This is a genomic window from Asanoa iriomotensis (assembly GCF_016862515.1).
Taxonomy (GTDB): domain Bacteria; phylum Actinomycetota; class Actinomycetes; order Mycobacteriales; family Micromonosporaceae; genus Asanoa; species Asanoa iriomotensis.
In genome coordinates this window covers 191,462-208,154 of the sequence record NZ_BONC01000001.1, presented here as the reverse complement: position 1 = coordinate 208,154, position 16,693 = coordinate 191,462, and the positions used below count along the sequence as shown (strand labels likewise).

Annotated in this window: 14 protein-coding genes; 9 read left to right on the top strand and 5 right to left on the bottom strand. The window is 70.2% G+C overall.

From position 1 onward, the window contains the following. Nucleotides 1–147 precede the first annotated feature (147 nt). Complete coding sequence (locus Air01nite_RS00945; protein WP_308439942.1) at nucleotides 148–831, top strand: helix-turn-helix domain-containing protein; 684 nt, start codon at nucleotides 148–150, stop codon at nucleotides 829–831. Nucleotides 832–1,149: 318 nt separating this feature from the next. Further along, entirely contained in the window at nucleotides 1,150–2,202 is a 1,053-nt protein-coding gene (locus Air01nite_RS00940; RefSeq protein ID WP_505606713.1) for an AI-2E family transporter, read from the top strand. 4 nt (nucleotides 2,203–2,206) lie between these two features. On the opposite strand, the gene Air01nite_RS00935 is transcribed toward Air01nite_RS00940, so the two are convergent. From Air01nite_RS00935 to Air01nite_RS00915, 5 genes are read right to left on the bottom strand one after another with little or no spacing between them, the layout of a single operon-like run. Continuing rightward, nucleotides 2,207–2,854: an SDR family oxidoreductase gene (locus Air01nite_RS00935; RefSeq protein WP_203699812.1), complete on the bottom strand. Its 648-nt coding sequence runs from the start codon at nucleotides 2,852–2,854 to the stop codon at nucleotides 2,207–2,209. 10 nt (nucleotides 2,855–2,864) lie between these two features. Beyond that, nucleotides 2,865–3,020 carry a hypothetical protein gene (locus tag Air01nite_RS00930; RefSeq protein ID WP_203699811.1) on the bottom strand — a complete coding sequence of 52 codons (156 nt, stop codon included), beginning with the start codon at nucleotides 3,018–3,020 and terminating at the stop codon, nucleotides 2,865–2,867. Continuing rightward, nucleotides 3,017–3,934: an aldo/keto reductase gene (locus Air01nite_RS00925; protein WP_203699810.1), complete on the bottom strand. Its 918-nt coding sequence runs from the start codon at nucleotides 3,932–3,934 to the stop codon at nucleotides 3,017–3,019. Before Air01nite_RS00925 ends, Air01nite_RS00930 begins: the two co-directional genes overlap by 4 nt. A gap of 55 nt (nucleotides 3,935–3,989) precedes the next feature. Then, nucleotides 3,990–4,613 (bottom strand): ThuA domain-containing protein, encoded by a 624-nt coding sequence (locus Air01nite_RS00920; RefSeq protein ID WP_203699809.1) that lies wholly within the window; start codon nucleotides 4,611–4,613, stop codon nucleotides 3,990–3,992. Between the two features lie 14 nt (nucleotides 4,614–4,627). Next, on the bottom strand, nucleotides 4,628–5,467 hold the full coding sequence (locus tag Air01nite_RS00915) for a sugar phosphate isomerase/epimerase family protein (RefSeq protein WP_203699808.1): 840 nt from the start codon (nucleotides 5,465–5,467) through the stop codon (nucleotides 4,628–4,630). 623 nt (nucleotides 5,468–6,090) lie between these two features. Here Air01nite_RS00915 and Air01nite_RS00910 point away from each other — a divergent pair. From Air01nite_RS00910 to Air01nite_RS00880, 7 genes are all read left to right on the top strand, one after another. Next, on the top strand, nucleotides 6,091–7,389 hold the full coding sequence (locus Air01nite_RS00910) for an ABC transporter substrate-binding protein (RefSeq protein ID WP_203699807.1): 1,299 nt from the start codon (nucleotides 6,091–6,093) through the stop codon (nucleotides 7,387–7,389). A gap of 22 nt (nucleotides 7,390–7,411) precedes the next feature. Next, entirely contained in the window at nucleotides 7,412–8,332 is a 921-nt protein-coding gene (locus Air01nite_RS00905; protein ID WP_203699806.1) for a carbohydrate ABC transporter permease, read from the top strand. Continuing rightward, nucleotides 8,332–9,174, top strand: coding sequence for a carbohydrate ABC transporter permease (locus tag Air01nite_RS00900; protein ID WP_203699805.1), 843 nt, complete (start codon nucleotides 8,332–8,334; stop codon nucleotides 9,172–9,174). Before Air01nite_RS00905 ends, Air01nite_RS00900 begins: the two co-directional genes overlap by 1 nt. Then, nucleotides 9,171–11,570 (top strand): glycoside hydrolase family 3 protein, encoded by a 2,400-nt coding sequence (locus Air01nite_RS00895; RefSeq protein WP_203699804.1) that lies wholly within the window; start codon nucleotides 9,171–9,173, stop codon nucleotides 11,568–11,570. Before Air01nite_RS00900 ends, Air01nite_RS00895 begins: the two co-directional genes overlap by 4 nt. A gap of 36 nt (nucleotides 11,571–11,606) precedes the next feature. Then, the gene (locus Air01nite_RS00890) at nucleotides 11,607–12,179 is read left to right on the top strand and encodes a DUF4062 domain-containing protein (protein WP_203699803.1); all 573 of its coding nucleotides are present in this window, start codon (nucleotides 11,607–11,609) and stop codon (nucleotides 12,177–12,179) included. After that, nucleotides 12,134–13,648: an ATP-binding protein gene (locus Air01nite_RS00885; RefSeq protein WP_203699802.1), complete on the top strand. Its 1,515-nt coding sequence runs from the start codon at nucleotides 12,134–12,136 to the stop codon at nucleotides 13,646–13,648. Before Air01nite_RS00890 ends, Air01nite_RS00885 begins: the two co-directional genes overlap by 46 nt. A gap of 97 nt (nucleotides 13,649–13,745) precedes the next feature. After that, nucleotides 13,746–16,691, top strand: coding sequence for a glycosyl hydrolase (locus Air01nite_RS00880; protein ID WP_203699801.1), 2,946 nt, complete (start codon nucleotides 13,746–13,748; stop codon nucleotides 16,689–16,691). Nucleotides 16,692–16,693 lie beyond the last annotated feature (2 nt).

The window sequence follows — 16,693 nt, the reverse complement described above, 5'->3', positions numbered from 1 at the left end:
GACGCGCAGGCACCTCCGGGGCTGGCTCCAAGAGACGAACAGAGTAATAACGGGCCTAACGGGCGATCCCGTCATCGATGGCGATCACGGCCAACACGGTGCCGGTCGGTCACGCGCCGTGCCAGTCAGCAGCCCTCAACGCCAACCATGAGCCAGGTCGCCAAGCCACCCTGTCATCCACGCTTTGCTCTGCATCCATATACGCACCACCCCTGGCTCGGGGTGGTGCGTATATGGATGCAGAGCAAAGCGGCCGGTGGTGGGTGTGGGCTGGTCGGGGTTATCCACAGGTTTTGGCGTGGGGTTTTGGGGTCGGTGGTGGGGCGGCATGCTGGGGCCATGAGTGGATCGGTTCGTGCTTCTCTTGTTTGGTCGGTTTCTGGGTTGGTGCGGGCTGCTCGGCGGCGGGCCGATTTCAGTCAGCGGCAGTTGGCTAAGAAGAGTGGGGCCAGTCATGGCACTGTGGGGCGGATCGAGTCCGGGGATTTGGTTCCCAGCCTGGCCATGGTTGAGCGCTTGTTGGGGGCCTGCGGGTTTCGGATCGTGGTTGTCGATGAGACTCGGCGCAGGCTGATGCCGATGGTGGAGAGCGACAACACGGTCGATGGCGGCTCGCGGCGGTTTCCCGCTCATCTTGACGTGATTCTTGATCCGTTGTTGGGGGAGTGGTGGGGGGATCTTTACGGGCTGGCTCGGCCGCCTGAGACGTTTTATCGGGATCGGGGGCGGCGGGATCGGCAGCGGCGGCGGAGTCAGTGGGAAGTGAGAGTGCAGAAATATCGTGGAGTGCCGCCTCCTCCGACCGAGTTGGCGTTCTACGGGTTTTCTTAGGTTCGCGCTTGCCGCCGTTGTGGGTTTCCGGGTCCTCGCCGGTGGGCAACGCAGTGCGGCATGACGTGGGTCGAGTCCGTGCGGGAGCGTGCGCGTAGCACCATGCGTGCCGCTGGGCGGCAGGGTGGGCCGCCGCCGTTTACTCCCAATCAGCGGTTGGCGCCGGCCGTTGCGCCGGTGGTGGTGGTTGATCCGAAGCCGACCGTTGACGACGGGATACCTCGTGCGGTTCGGGTCGCGGGGGCTTGGGCCTGGCGGATCGTGTTGTTCGTTGCCGCCGCGTACCTTTTGTTCCGGGTTATCGGGGTTCTGCGGATCGTGCTGATCCCTGTCGTGGTGGCGATCCTGCTCGCGGCGTTGCTCGAGCCTGTGGCCGCCGCGATGCGGCGGCGCGGGATGAACAGGTCGTTGGCCGCCGCGTTGGTGCTGATCGGTGGGCTGATCGTCGTGTTCGGCGGGCTCAGTCTGATCGTGCAGACGTTCATCGCGCAGTTCGATGATCTGTCCGATCAGGTCGGGCAGGGGATCGACGAGGTGCAGACCTGGCTCGCGAACAGTCCGTTGCACATCTCGCAGAGTCAGGTCAGCGACGCGATCGAGCAGCTTCAGCGGCAGTTCATGGACAACCGGGACAGTCTGGCGACCGGGGCGCTGAGCACGGCGACCACGATCGGTGAGGTTGCCACCGGTGTGCTGCTCGCGTTGTTCACGCTCTTCTTCTACCTGCGTGACGGTGAGTCGATCTGGACCTTCCTGTGCCGGCTGCTGCCTCGTGGCGCGCGGGTGCCGGTTGCCAGGGCCGGGCACTACTCCTGGCACACCCTCGTCTCGTACGTGCGGGCCACCGTTCTCGTCGCGTTGATCGACGCGGTCGGCATCGGGATCGGGCTCGCCGTGATGGGGATCCCGCTCGCGCTTCCGTTGGCGGCGCTCGTGTTCCTCGGTGCGTTCATCCCCGTGATCGGTGCGACCGTGAGCGGCGCCGTCGCCGTGCTGGTCGCCTTGGTCACCCAGGGGCCGATCAGCGCTCTCATCGTGCTCGCCATCGTGATCGGCGTGCAGCAGCTCGAAGGGCACGTGCTGCAGCCGCTGATCATGGGGAGGGCGGTGGCGCTGCATCCGCTCGCCGTCATTCTGGCGATCGCCACCGGTGTAGTGGTCGGTGGCATCGTCGGCGGTCTGGTGGCCGTGCCGATTCTCGCCGTGGGCAACACCGCGGTGCGGTACCTCGCCGACCATCCCGGTGGGGAGCCGACGCCCGACCGGGAGCCGCCCGGCACCGAACCCACCGACGAGGACGAAGACGAGGAGAAGGCGGCCGGTGTGCCCGACGTCGAGTCGTCGGTCGACCAGCCGCCTGCCCGGGCCTGAGCGGTCAGAGGGCGGCGATCGCCTCGTCGATCGGGGTGTCGCCGCCCGTCACCTCGAACTGGCGGTGCACGGCCAGGGTGCCGGTCACCAGCGCGGCGATCACCGCGGCCACGTCCGCGCGCGGGATGCTCGACCGGCCGACCGTCTCGGCCACCGTGACCTTGCCGGTGCCGGGCTTGTCGGTGAAACCGTCCGGGCGCAGGATCGTCCACTCGAGGTCGCTGTCGCGGACCGCGGCGTCGGCGGCGCTCTTGGCCTCCAGGTAGACCTCGAAGTCGTCGTCCAGCGTGCGGTCGAAGTCGTCGGCGCCGATCGCGGAGAGCAGCACGAAACGGCGTACGCCGGCCGTGGCCGCCGCGGCGGCGAGCAGGATCGCCGCGTCCCGGTCTACCGTCCACTTGCGAGCTGGGCCGCTGCCTCGGCCTGCGCCGGCGGCGAACACGGTCGCGTCGGCGCCGGCGAGTACCGCGGCGACCTCGTCGCGGGAGGCCTTCTCGAGGTCCAGCACTACCGGTTCGGCGCCGGACGCGGTCACCTCGTCGGACTGCGCGGCGTTACGGATGATGCCGACCGGTGTGTGGCCCGCGTCCGCGAGCCGCCGGTTGAGCAGTCGGGCAACCTGCCCGTGGCCGCCGGCGATGACGATCCTCATACCGGCGACGCTACTCCTGGCCCGCAGCGGCGCCGGGCTGGGCGCGCGCGTAACAGGCCGGTGGCTCCCCGACCACCGCGGTGAAGTCGCGGGTCAGGTGGCCCTGGTCCGCATACCCCAGGCGCCGACGTCCACCGGCCGGGCTGGCGCCCGGCCTGACGGTCACGGCAGGCGGTTGCCGGCCGCGCGGTAGACCTCGTACCAGGCCGGCCGGCTCAGCTCCACGTCGCTGGCGGCCGCGAGGCTCGCGACGCGCGCGGCGTTGGTCGAGCCGACGATCGCCTGCATCCGCGCCGGGTGCCGCAGGATCCAGGCGACCGCCACCGCCGCGGGCGTGACCGAGAGCTGGTCGGCGGTGTCGCGCAACGCCCGGTCCAGCTCGGGGAACTGCTCGGCGTCCAGCAGCGTGCCCTCGATCTGCCCGTACTGGAGGACCGACCAGGCCTGGATCGTGATCCCGTGCAGCCGGCAGTAGTCGAGGACGCCGCCGTCCCGGTCGAACGCCCCGGGGCTGGTCATGTTCACGTTGATCCCGGCGTCGATCATGCCGGTGTGCGCCACGCTGAGCTGGAGCTGGTTGGTGACCAGCGGCTGGCGCACGTGCCGGCGCAGCAGCTCGATCTGCATAGGGTGCTGGTTGCTGACCCCGAAGGCGCGCACCTTGCCCGCGGCGTGCAGCTCGTCGAAGGCAGCCGCAACCTCCGCGGGCTCGACCAGTGCGTCCGGCCGGTGCAGCAGGAGCAGGTCGACGTGATCGGTGCCCAGCCGGGAAAGGGAGCCATTGACGGAGGCGAGGATGTGCTCCTTCGAGAAGTCGAAGAACCCGTCGCGGATGCCGCACTTGGTCTGCAGCAGCACGTCCTCCCGCCGCACCGAAACCGACCGGAACGCCTCGCCGAAGACCTCCTCACACCGGCCGCCGCCGTAGATGTCGGCGTGGTCGAAGAGGTTGATGCCGGCGTCGACGGCGACACCGAGCAGGTTCACCAGCTCGGCCTTGTCGAGGCTCGCGATCCGCATGCAGCCCAGCGCCACCGTCGAGCCGAGCAGCCCGGAGCCGCCGATGTCCACGTACCTCATGTGTCTCCTTTGTGGAGCCCGGGTGGACCGGAGATCCACCCGGGCCGCCGTCCATTCAGTCCAGTAGTCCCGCGGTCCAGAAGATGCCGCGCCGCAGCACGGTCCGGAACGTCGGGTCGCGCCAGGTCGTGTCGTCGTGACCCGACTGGTAGCAGAACACGCGGCTGTTCCGGTAGGTCCGCGTCCACGCGAGAGCCCGCAGGCTCCGCGGGTGGTCGGTCGTGATGAGGACGTCGTTGTCCTCCGCCGGCTCCGCCATCGCGTACGACTCGTCCACGACGGTGAAGTCGCCGAGCCCGCGCGTGATCGGGTGGTCGCCGACCACTGCGCACCGGAGCTCCTGCTCCGGGTGATAGGTGAACCGCCTGTCCCGCGTGCCCGACACCCCGTCCCAGAACGGCCAGGTCTCGTAGCTCAGGATCGCGTGGTGTAGCAGCACGATCCCCTGACCGGTCGTGCCGAACGAGTCCTCCAGGTAGCGCCGGCGCGAATCGTCCGACGCCGGGGCGGGGAAGCTCATGTTGTAGAACACGAGGGCGTCGTAGCCGTCGCGTCCGGGGTCCTTACAGAAGATGTCCCAGGGCTGCGGGTACGCCTCGATGTCGTCGAAGGACCAGAAGAGCCGCTGGAAGTTGACGACGTCGAACGGATGCCATTCGGTGATGACGGCGACCTTCATGTTGACCGCTCCGCTCAGCCGAAGTGTGCGTCGCGGAGGTCCTGCATGTACTTCAGCGTGACCCGCGTCTCGTACCCGTAGTTGATGGGATCGTCGCCCGTCGAGCTGAGCCAGGGCGCGGCCACCGACACCGTGCTCCGGTAGCCGATGTCCTTCAGCACCGTGAACAGCTGGTGGTAGGCCTCGGTGCGCGGCTCGATGTTCGTCTGGGAGTGGCCGTTGCCCTCACCAGCCATCTGCACGTGTACGCAGTACGCCGGGTCCTCCCTGACGATGTCGAACGACTCGCCCAGCTTGATGAAGTAGTTGAGGTCGACCATCATCTTGATCGCCCGCCGGTTGACCGTCTTCGCGAACGCCAGACCCTCGGTGTAGCTGGGGAACAGCGTGTCGGGGTCGGCGTTCGGCTCCAGTGCGATGTCGATGCCCCAGCGCTCGCCCTCGTCGGCGAGGATGTTGCAGAAGCTGACCGCGTCGTCCCACGCCTTGGTCCGCGGGTAGCCGTCGGGGCAACGGAAGAAGCCGCCCCAGACACCCGCGACCGTGACGCCGATCTCGTGCATCCGCCGGAACGACCGGGCCGCCCAGAAGAGCTGCTGCTCGCGGTCGTACGACGGTCCCGAAGCGAACGAACCAAAGCCGTGCAGCGGATCGGTGCCGCTGACGTAGTGGCTCGCGACCGGCGTCGGCACCGCCCGGGCCAGGTAGCGGTCGCGGTTGGCGGCCCAGGTCGACTCGCTGTGCAACGGCAGGATGTGCACGGAGTTGGGGATCTCGTAGAAGTCCCAGCCTTCGGCGATCTCCTCGATGGGGACCACGTCGGTGACAAGGCCGAGCTTGATCGTGTCGGTCATGGTGGCATGCCTCTTCCCGGTCGCTGCGGACCGAATGGGTGCGGTGGCAGACGTGACGGCAGGGGAAGCGCTGCCGACCGTGTGCGGCGGGAGACCCGGCCTCGCTCACGGCTTCTCGACATAACCACACCGGCGGAGCGGCCGGCAAGAGGGGGGGTCGCCGAGAAAGACCCCCCTTGCTGGCCGTCAGCAAGTGTGGTTACCTCCTTGTCACATCGTTTCGTGCTCGTCAACAGGAGGTGTCGGATAGCTCGTACTGGGACTTATCTTTAGCTTCGATGCTTCATAGAAGCGCCGGACCGTTGCGCTCGGCCTATTGGCCCGCGCAGGGGGGATAAGGCTCCGCCGACGGCGCGCGAACACTCGGCCTCTGGGTGCCGGATGGTCTTACGCGCGAACGTCGTCAGTACGACTCTCCGGGCTCCGTGGCACGCCACCCGAATGCCAGCGATCGTCTGATCGCCTTTCGCGGCATGGGTTCGCGTACATCGTGACTGACGCAAACCGCGGCACGCCCTGTGCCGCGGCGGGTGCCGCTCGCCGTGGGAAGCCGGCGGGCGCTCCCGGCCACCAGTCGCGTTCCGCACAGTCGACTAGGTTTTCCGGCGGAGAGGAACCTAGAAATGAAAAGACGTGCCGCGCTGCGCGCGATGGCGGTCTTCGCCGCGATGTCGGTGGGCCTCGGGCTCGCCGCATGCGGAAGCGATACCGAACAATCGGGTACGGCCGACCAGGCCGACCTTGTCATGTCGATCTGGGGCAGCACCAACGACACCAAGACGTATCAGGAAAGGGCCGACGCCTACACGGCGACCCATCCCGGTGTGAAGGTGACGGTCAAGAACATCCCGATCGAGAACTACGACCAGCAGGTCGACACGATGATCGCCGGCGGCAGCTCGCCCGACATCATCCTCGTCGACAGCACCCGCGGCCCGGCGCTCGCCTCGCGCGGCGCGATCCTCGACCTCGCACCACGGATCCAGTCCGCGGGGCTCAAGCTCGAGGACACCGTGGATGCCAACCGGATCAGCGGGTACAACCTCAAGGGCAAGCAGTTCGCGCTGCCGGACCGCGGCGGCAACCTCGTCTTCTACTACAACAAGACCATGTTCGAGAAGGCGAACGTCGCGCTGCCGAAGGCGGGCTGGACCTGGGGCGAGTTCACCGAGGCGGCCAAGAAGCTGACGATCGTCGAGGGCGGCAAGACCACGCAGTACGGCGTCGCCATCGACAACTGGCCGCAGGCGGTCGAGTCGGTGACCCGCTCGTTCGGCGGCACCATCCTCAACGACGCGCTCGACGGGCCGGCCATCGACTCGCCGCAGTTCCGGACGGGCCTGCAGACCTACTACGACCTGGCGGCCAAGCTGAAGGTCTCGCCGACGCTGCAGGACTACGCGGACTTCGGCCAGAACGTCAACCGGGACGCCCTGTTCGCGCAGGGCAAGACGGCGATGATCTGGGCCGGCCTGTGGGACATTCCCGATTTCGTCAAGCAGGGCCTCAGTTTCGGCATCGCGCCGCCGCCGAGCCCGGACGCCGCGAACCCCACGATGATGGCCTTCGGCACCGGCCTCGCGGTCGGCTCGCGGTCGAAGCAGCAGGACGCCGCCTGGGCGGTCGTCCAGTACATGTTCTCGGTCGACGGCCAGGAGCCGATCGTCGCCAACCAACAGGACGTGCCGAGCGCGAAGGCGCTGATCCCGGAGTGGGAGAAGGCGTTGCCGCAGGGCATCTCGTACGCGGATCTGACCAAGGCCAGCAACCAGGTGTTCTCCCCGGCCCGGCCGCCGCAGGCCAACCAGATCGCCAAGCAGGTGGAGCAGGATCTCTACCCGTTCTTCACCGGAAGCGCCTCGGTGGAGGAGGCGACCTCCAACGCGGCGTCGCACATCAAGGCCACGCTGGCCGGCAGCTGACGGAGGTCGACCGGTGGGAACCATGACCCGGAGCGGGCGGGCGCCGACGCGCCGCACGATGTCGAACAGGACGCGGGAGACGGTCGCCTTCTACCTGTTCATGCTCCCCTGGATCGTCGGCATCCTGGCCCTCTATGCGGTGCCGCTGGTGGCCAGCGTGGTCCTCAGCTTCACCGACTGGGACCTCTTCCAGCCACCGCAGTGGGTGGGCCTGCGCAACTACAGCAGCCTGCTCACCGGTGAGGGGAGCAACTTCTGGCTGGCGTTGCGCAACACCGCCTACTACGCGGCGATCCTGGTGCCGGTCAACCTCGCCCTGAGCATCGGGTTCGCCCTGCTGCTCAACAAGCCGATCGTGCTGCGCCGGTGGTTCCGCACCGCGTTCTACCTGCCCAGCACCATACCCATCGTCGCGGTCGTGATGCTGTGGAGCTGGCTGCTGGCACCGTCCGGCATCGTCAACTCGCTGCTGGGGACGGTTGGGGTCGACGGGCCCGCGTGGCTCGTCGACCCCGCCCGGGTCAAGGACGGCCTGATCATCATGGGCGTCTGGCAGCTCGGCGGCGGCGTCGTGCTGTTCCTCGCGGCGTTGCAGGCGATTCCGCGTTACCTCTACGAGGCGACGATGCTCGACGGCGCGGGACCGTGGCGGCAGTTCCGGTCGATCACGGTCCCGATGCTCTCGCCGATCATCCTGTTCAACCTGATCAACGGGATCATCGGCGCCCTCCAGGTCTTCACCCAGGTCTACGTCGTGACACAGGGCCACAACGCCGGGGCGCTGATGCTGGTGCCGTTCCTCTACGAGAACGCGTTCGAGTTCAACAAGATGGGCTACGCGTCGGCGATCGCGGTGCTGCTGTTCGTGATGATCATGCTGTTGACGCTGGTCGTCCTGCGGTGGTCGCGGCGCTGGGTCCACTACGAAGGCGAGGTGAGCTGATGCGCCCGCGGTGGGGCCAACGGATCCCGGTGTACGTGGTCCTGCTGTTCGGCACCGCCCTGATGGTGCTGCCCCTCCTCTGGATGGTCAGCACCTCGCTGGCGAGCACGAAGTACGTCACGACGTTCCCGCCGAAGCTGTTCCCCGACACCTTCGAGTTCGCGAACTACGGCCGGATCTTCTCGGACACCGACCTCGGCCGCTACCTGTTCAACTCGGTCGTCATCGTGATCCCGTCGATGGTCGGCCAGGTGGTGGCGTCCTCGTTCGCGGGCTACGCCCTCGCCCGCCTGCGGGCACCGGGCCGGCGGATCTGGTTCGTCGTCACGCTGGCCACCCTGATGATCCCGTACGAGGCGACGATCGTCCCCACCTTCGTCACCTTCCAGTACCTCGGCTGGATCAACACGTTCTGGCCACTGATCGTGCCGCAGCTGTTCGGCAGCGGCTACAGCATCTTCCTGATGCGCCAGTTCATCATGCAGATCCCGACCGAGTACGACGAGGCGGCGCGACTGGACGGGCTCGGCTATTTCGGCATCTGGCGGCGCATCATCGTCCCGCTGTCGGTGCCCGCGCTGGCCACGGTCGCGATCTTCACGTTCACCTTCCAGTGGGGCAACTTCCTGGGGCCGCTCATCTACATCAACGACCCGGAGAAATATCCCCTCGCGCTGGGGCTCTACGCGATGACGCAGACCAGCAACGTCGGGCAGACCCCCGACTGGAACCTCATCATGGCCGGCGGCATGCTGCTGACCGTACCCATGGTGATGGTCTATTTCTTCGGTCAACGCTTCCTCTACGAGGGCGGCAACGCACTGGGGCGGATCCGGGTATGAACCTCGACATCGCGCGGAAGATCGAGCTGCTCACGGGGATGACCACCTGGGTGCTGCATCCGCGACCGGAGGTCGGCCTCCGGTCGCTGGTGCTCTCCGACGGGCCGGTCGGCGTGCGCGGCACGGGGGAGGGCCATTCCCTGTTGTTCCCGTCGCCGAGCGCGGTGGCAGCGACCTGGGACCCGGCCGTGGCCGACCGGCTCGGGCACCTGTTCGCCGTCGAGGCGCGCCGCCACGGCGTCGACGTGGTGCTGGCACCACAGGTCAACATCCAGCGCACGCCGTACGCCGGCCGGCACTTCGAGTGTTTCTCCGAGGACCCGCTGCTGACCGCGGAGATCGCCGGCCCGCTCGTGGCCGGGATCCAGCGCCACGGCGTCGCCGCGTGCGTCAAGCACTACGTGCTCAACGACTCGGAACGGGACCGCACGCGGTACGTCGCCCGCGCGGACGAGCGCGCCCTGCGGGAGGTCTACCTGGCGCCGTTCGAGCGTGTTGTCCGGGAGGCCGGCGTCTGGAGCGTGATGGCAGCCTACAACCGGGCGGACGCCTACGGAGACGACAGCCCGATGACCGCACACGCGCCGCTGCTACGCGACGTCCTCAAAGGAGAGTGGGCGTTCGACGGCGTCGTAGTCAGCGACTGGATGGCCACCACCGCGACGGTCGGGCCGGCCAACGGCGGCCTCGACCTCGTCATGCCCGGGCCCGGTGGCCCGTGGGACGAGGAACTGCTGGCCGCGGTCAAGGACGGCCGCGTCCCGGAGAGCGTCATCGACGACAAGGTCGCACGGATCCTGCGGCTGGCGGCCCGCACCGGCGGGCAGCCCACGCCCGTCTTCGGCGACGACCGGGCGTTCCTGCGTGAGCTGGCCGCGCGGTCCACAGTCGTGCTGCGCCGGCACCCGGGAGGCTTCCCGGCCGCCCCGGCGGCCGTCCGGTCGGTCGCGGTCATCGGGCCGAACGCCGCGACTCCGTTCGTGCTCGGCGGCGGCAGCTCGGTCGTCTCGCCGCGGCAGGTCGTCGGCGTGCCCGAGGCGTTCGCCGCCGCGCTGCCGCACGCCGAGGTCACGCTGGCCCGCGGCGGGGACGCGCGGGTCCACCTCCCACCCGCGGACCTCGCGTCGCTCGGCCACGACCCGGAGGGTGGCCCGGGCGTCGCCCGGATGCGCGCCTTCGACGCGGCGGGCGCCCTGCTCAGCAGCGTCACGCTGGCGGAGTGGGACGGCTGGGACCGGGCCGTGCCCGCCGAGGTCGAGACCGTGGAGCTGCACACCGTGCTCCGGCTGGCCGAACCGGGCGACTACCGGATCGAGCTGGGCACCGTCGGGCGGTTCGTGCTCCGCGTGGACGATGTCGTGGTGGCGTCCGGCGACGAACCGGCCGGGCCCGAGGTCTTCCTCGATTCGAGCGTGAACGCGCCGCCCGGACGGGGTGCCGACCTCGTCGTCCACGAGCCGCGCGACGTGGACGTGCGGGCCGTGCTGACCGCGATCCCGGCCGAGGGCTTCGGCCGCGTCGTCCGCGGCGAGCTGCGCCTGCGGCCGCCGGGTCCGACCGTCGAGGACGAGATCGCGGAGGCGGTCGCGCTCGCCCGCCGGTGCGACCTCGTGGTGGTGGTCGTCGGCACGAACAGCGACGTCGAGTCGGAAGGCTGGGACCGCACCTGCCTGGCGCTGCCCGGCCGGCAGGACGAGCTGGTCGACCGGATCCTGGCGGTGGCGCCCGACGCGGTCGTCGCGGTCAACGCCGGTGCGCCGGTCGTCCTGCCGTGGCTCACGCGGGCGGCGACGGTGCTGTGGACGTGGTTCCCCGGGCAGGAGGCCGGGGCCGCCCTGGCCGACGTCGTCCTCGGCCGGGCCGAGCCGGCGGGCCGTCTGCCGTGGACACTGCCGGCCGACGAGGCCGACGTGCCGACGCCGCGCCCGATCCCCGGCGACGACCTGGTGCTGAGCTACCCGGAGGGCATCCACGTCGGTTACCGCGGTTGGCTGCGGGCGGGCGCGGAACCGGCCGCACCGTTCGGCCACGGCCTGGGCTGGACCGACTGGCGCTACGAGACGGCAGACGTGGCCACGGCCGGCGACGACGACCTGGCGGTGACGGTCCAGCTGACCAACACCGGCACCCGACCCGGGACCGAAGTGGTGCAGTGCTACCTCGAGCCGGTCGACCCGGCGTCGGCGCCCGAGCGTCCCCTGCGCTGGCTGGCCGGTGCCACCGTGGTCACGGCAGGTCCGGCCGAGACCGTGACGGCCACGGTCCGGGTGAGGCGCCGCGCGCGGGAGACCTGGGACCCGGCGGCGCGGCGATGGGTCGTGCCCGCGCAGGCCCTGCGCGCCCGCCTCGGCAGATCGGTGACGGACCTGCGGCTCACGATCCCGCTGGACGCCTGAACGAGTCGGACCCGGATGGTAGGCTTGCGTCCGGGTATGACCGAAATCCGCACGCCTGACCAGCGGCTACGCGTCTTCGTCAGCTCCACGATGAACGAGCTGTCGGACGCCCGTGTGGCCGCGCGGCGCGCGATCGAGCAACTCCACCTCACGCCGGTGATGTTCGAGCTGGGTGCCCGGCCCTATCCGCCGCGCGACCTCTATCTCGCCTACCTGGCGCAGAGCGACGTGTTCGTCGCGATCTACGGCGAGAGCTACGGGACCGTCGAACCGGGCCGGTCCGTCTCCGGGCTCGAGGACGAGTTCCTCGCCGCCGCGGGCAAACCCCAGCTCGTGTACGTGCAGCTGCCGGCGCCGCACCGGGAGCCACGGCTCGCCGAGATGCTGGAACGGGTGGCCCGCAGCGGCGTCTCCTACCGCACGTTCGCGCAACCCGGCGAGCTGGTCGCGCTCATCGGGCAGGACCTCGCGTTGCTGCTCAGCGAGCGGTTCGGTGCGGGCACGCCCCCGGCGCCCGTCGCGACTGGTCCGACAGCGCCGAGTCCGCGAAACGCTCTGACGCGGTGCGGCTGTTCGCCGACCGGGCCGAGGCGGCGGGCGCACACCTGACGCTCGACGACGCGGAGGTGCGGACGATCGCCGAGATCTGCCGGCGCCTGGACGGCCTGCCGCTGGCGATCGAGCTGGCCGCGCCCCGGGCCCGGGTGCTGGCGCTCGACGACCTGCTGTCGCGGCTGGACAGCAGCTTCGACGCACTGGGTGCGGGCGCGCGGGACAGGCCCTCCCGGCAGCGCACGCTGGACTCGACGATCGCGTGGAGCTACCACCTGCTCGACGAGGCGGAGCGGACGCTGTTCCGTCGGCTCGGCGTGTTCGCGGGCAGCTTCAGCCTGGCGGCTGCGGAGACGATCTGCGGCGACGACGTGTTCGACGGGGTCGCGTCCCTCGTGGACAAGGCCCTGCTGCGGGCGGACCACTCCGTACACGGTCAGCCTCGATTTTCCATGTTGCAGCTCGTGCGGGACTTCGCGCTGGCCCGGCTCGCGGACGCCGGTGAGGCCGACCGACTGCACCAGCGGCACGCCGAGTACTTTCGCCAGCTAGCGTTCGACGTCGGCGCCGAGTTGGACGGCAACGGCAAGATCCGTCCGCTGGTGCGCACCTGTGTCGCCGACGAGGACAACTGCGGTGCGGCGTTGCGGTGGTTCGTCGCCGCGGGGGACGCCGGGTCCGCGGTGCGGATGGGGTTGGCCATCTGGCCGTTGCTGTTCGACCAGCGCCTCTCCGGCGACGTGCGGCAGGCGATGGAGCGGGCGCTGGCGCCGGGCACCGCGTTGACCGACGACAACCGCGCGTACGCCCGGTTCGTGCTCGGCATGCTCGCCTTCCTCGGCGCGGACTACGACCGTGCCGCGGAGGTGTTGCCGCCGTCGCGCGATCGGTTCGTCGCGCTCGGCGACGAGCGCGCGGCCGCGACGATCGCGCTCGCGTGCGGCGTGCTGGCGACCGATCCCGACGCCGGAGAGCGCGACCTGCGCGGCGCCGTCGACACGCTCCGCCGCCTCGACCACCGGTGGTGGCTGCTGCTGGCGTTGCTCGGGCTCGGCGTGGCGCGGGTGACGGCGCACCGGGAGGACGAGGCGGTCGCCGTCCTCGACGAGGGCGTGCGCGGTGCCCGCGAGTTGGAGGACGACGTGCTGGTCAGCAACGGCCTGGTCGGGCTCGGGCTCGCGCACCTGCGCCAGGGCGACCTCGACCGGGCCGCGGGCGAGCTCGGCGAAGGGCTCGACCGCAGCGTCGCGATCGGCAGCCGGGAGACGATCCCGCGGGCGCTGGACGGTCTCGCCGCGGTGGCCGACCGCACCGGCGACAGCGAGCGGGCCGCGACGCTGTTCGGCGCGGCGGGGCGGGTGCGCGGGACCTCCGGGTCCGACCTGTGGGGTGTCGACCGGGAGACCCACGCCGAGACCGCTGGTCGCCTGCGGAAGCGGCTGGGCGCGCAGCGGTACCGCCGGCTGACCGCTCGCGGCGCCCGGCTCGCCCTCGCCGACGTGCTCACGCTGGCCGCCCCACGCTGAGAGCGCTCTCTCGTCAACTGAGAACCCATTGACATCTGCCGCTGGGTTTGGTGACCTGCTCTGCAACAGAACGCCCCCGACCGTCCCCGGAGGCTCCATGAAACCGTTCTCCCGCCGATGGCGCGCACCCGCGGCCGTCCTCGCCGTGGCGCTGGTGACCACCGCGCTCTCGTTCACGATGCTCGACCCGGCCGGTGCCGCTCCGCTGGGCGCCGGCAGCTATGCCACCAGCCGCCCGGCCGGCGCCTCGGCGCCCGTCGCGTGTGCCGGCGTGTCCGCCAACCCCCGCCTCTACGTCACCGCGAACGCCCCGGCCGGCGCGGTGCCGACCAACGACTGGTGGTCGTCGCTGCTCTACAAGCGCGACAACGTCGGCTGCCAGTACTCCGCACCGCTGCACGCGCACCCGATGTCGTTCCAGCCGGCCGGCGACGGCCTCGGCGTCTCCTACACCACCACCCCGACGGTCTCCGGCACGCCGACGACCGTGGGGGAGTACCACTACCCGTACAGCCGGGAGTTCACCCTCGGCGTCGCCGGGCTGAGCTCACCCGACGTGAAGGTCGACGGCTGGACTGACTGGACCGTCTCGCCGTACTGGGCCGGCAACGGCCGCACCCTGCGCGCCACGATCGGGCACGGACTGCCCTTCGTGTACGCACAGGTGAGCGGTGGCGACGCCGTGCTGTCGTTCCCGAGCGCACCCGCCGTCTGGGTCAACAGCGGCAACCGGGTGGGCTTCACCATGCGCGGGCACGACTACGTCGCGTTCGCGCCCACCGGTGCGACGTGGACGGTCAGCGGCGCCACGATCACGTCCACCCTGGCCGGTCGCGGCTACCTGTCGGTGGCGCTGCTGCCGACCACCACCTCGACGCCGGCCGCCGAGCGGACCGCCCTGGCCGACAGCTACGCCACGTACGCGCACCGGCACGTCACCGGCACCACGGTGAGCTGGTCCTACAGCCAGGCGACCAGCACGGTCAACGCCACGTACGCGTTCACCACGACCGCCCGCGAGGGCAGCGGTGGGCCGACAGTGGTGAGCCTCTATCCGCACCAGTGGAAGAACCTGGCCTCCGGCACACCGATCACACCGACGTACGTGTCGGCCCGTGGTCCGATGAAGACGCTGGTCGGGGTCTCCTCGTTCACCACCGCGATCCGGTTCAACGGCGTGCTGCCCGAGGTCCCGGCCGTCGCCACGTCGACCGGCGCCGACCTGACCACCCTCGGCACGTTGCTCGACCAGGTGGCCAACGGCGACCCGATGGCCGGCGTCGGCAACGACACCTACTGGACCGGCAAGGGCCTCGGTCGGGCAGCCCGGCTCGCCGAGATCGCCGACCAGCTCGGCCGCACCGCACAGCGGGACCGGATGCTGTCCGCGATCCGTACCCGGCTGACCGACTGGTTCACCGCCTCGGCCGGCAAGACCCAGCGGGTCTTCGCGTACGACGCCGCCTGGGGCACGCTGGTCGGGTTCCCGGCCTCGTACGGGTCGGACACCGAGCTCAACGACCACCACTTCCACTACGGCTACTTCATCGCGGCGGCGGCCACGCTGGCCCGGTTCGACCCGGCCTGGGCGGCACAGTCGCAGTACGGCGCGATGGTCAACCTGCTGATCCGCGACGCCAACAGCTGGCAGCGCAACGACGCGATGTTCCCGTTCCTGCGCGACTTCGACATCTACGCCGGGCACGACTGGGCGTCGGGGCACGCGGCGTTCGGTGCCGGCAACAACCAGGAGTCGTCGTCGGAGGGCATGAACTTCGCCAACGCCCTGATCCAGTGGGGCATCGCGACCGGACAGACCGCGGTGCGCGACGCCGGCCTGTTCATCTACACCACCCAGGCACAGGCGATCCAGGAGTACTGGTTCGACTCGTCCGACACCAACTACCCGGCGGCGTTCGGGCACAGCACGGTCGGCATGGTCTGGGGCGACGGCGGCGCGTACGCCACCTGGTTCAGCGGCGAGCCCGAGATGATCCAGGGCATCAACCTGCTGCCCATCACCGGCGGCTCGCTCTACCTGGGCCAGCGGCCGGCCTATGTGAACATCAACTGGGACGAGCTCGTGCGTAACAACGGCGGCCAGCCGACGGTCTGGCAGGACGTGCTCTGGTCGTTCCGGGCGCTCGGCTCCGGCGGGTCCGGTGACGCGGCGCTGGCCGCACTGCGGGCCAACCCGGGCTACCCGCCCGAGGACGGCGAGACCAGGGCGCACACCTTCCACTGGGTACGCAACGTCGCCGCGCTCGGCACGCTCGACACGACGGTTACCGCGGACACGCCGCTGTACGCGGTGTTCACGAAGAACGGCGTCCGGACGTACGTGGCGACCAACGTGTCGGCGAACCCGCTGACCGTACGGTTCTCCGACGGCCGCACGCTCACGGTCGCGGCCGGACGCACGGCCACCACGGGCGCGTTCACCTGGAGCGGCGGTGGCGGGGTCGCGAACCCGCCGACGGACCCGCCGACCAGCAACCCGCCGACCAGCAACCCGCCGACCAGCAATCCCCCCACGAGCAACCCGCCGGTCGGTTCCAACAGGCTGTTCGTGCGGTCCGGCGGTGCGCTGTCCACATCGGCCGGTGCGGGCGCGGCCACCGTCACCCTCGCCGCGGCCAACGGCAACTGGGACGGCACACCGCACAACCCGGCCACGTTCACGCTGTGCGGGCTGCGCGGCCCGGTCGGCGGTGCCACGGCGTTCCAGCTGTACGTGGACGCGGGCACCGCGGTGGCGCAGGGCGTGCAGGCCCGGGTCTCCTACGACCCGGCCGGCACCGGCACCTTCAGCCGGGTCGAGACCTACAACTACTTCGCCACGGACCCGGTGGTCGGCACCGAGACCTACACCCAGGCCGCCGGGCTGCGCTCGTCGTCCGGGACGTTGGCCGCGATGACCGGCGGCTGCGCGAAGCTGGAGGTGTGGAACGCGATCGGCAACGCGCCCACCACCGTGCGGGTCGACGCCACCGCCACCGAAGGGAGGCAGTCGACGGTGACCGTGCCGTTCACGGTCTCCTGAGG